The organism is Bartonella sp. AA83SXKL, from assembly GCF_042196965.1.
Taxonomy (GTDB): Bacteria; Pseudomonadota; Alphaproteobacteria; order Rhizobiales; family Rhizobiaceae; genus Bartonella.
In genome coordinates this window covers 1-631 of record NZ_JBHIRG010000255.1, presented here as the reverse complement: position 1 = coordinate 631, position 631 = coordinate 1, and the positions used below count along the sequence as shown (strand labels likewise).

The window sequence follows — 631 nt, the reverse complement described above, 5'->3', positions numbered from 1 at the left end:
TGGTTATTTTAATCGTTTATTTAGATCGCTAGCTGTTTTGATAATAAAAGCCGTGTCTTAAAGGACGCGGCTTTTTTTTATTCTATCTTTTAGACGCCACAGCCGCTTTAATCAATTCCTCTACAGTCTTTATCTATCTACAAAAGGATATTAAACCTGTAGAAATCTCTTTTCTTCCTGTAACCCATGCCCCCAAAATAAGTTGCGTATCTCCAAAAACACGCGCCCTGCCACCAATAATTGCCTTTCCATAAGCACGTACATTACCGTAAACCTTCGCAAACCCATTAACACACGCCTCATCACAAATTATTGCATTTTCAAAAACCTTCGCATGCCCCCAAACCATAGCAGCATTATAAACCTTGGCATCATCACCAACCCAGCAATTGCCATCATGTGATAAGTTGTATTCACTTTCAATAAAGCCCCCTAAATCTCCTTTTTTAACACTTCCAAAACTTCTTAAAGCTTTAATGCGATAAAGTGTTCTAACTCTACCATAGAGATGGTCTTTAACTTCTGTAGTTTCATTAGTAAGTTCATATTTTTTGGATACAGTTTTAGTGGTCATAGGTAGCTCCCTAATCTAATATTCAAACAAATTTTTAAATGAAATGGTTATAAGGAG

General features: G+C 36.3%; 1 protein-coding gene. It reads right to left on the bottom strand.

All coding sequences use genetic code 11. The features are described from left to right. Positions 1-133 precede the first annotated feature (133 nt). The gene (locus ACFINO_RS10960) at positions 134-574 is read right to left on the bottom strand and encodes a hypothetical protein (protein WP_375612653.1); all 441 of its coding nucleotides are present in this window, start codon (positions 572-574) and stop codon (positions 134-136) included. Positions 575-631: the final 57 nt, after the last annotated feature.

Bases quoted from the DNA above. Each gene is read 5' to 3' on its own strand.
- ACFINO_RS10960 (WP_375612653.1), bottom strand. From the start codon at position 574: ATGACCACTAAAACTGTATCCAAAAAATATGAACTTACTAATGAAACT.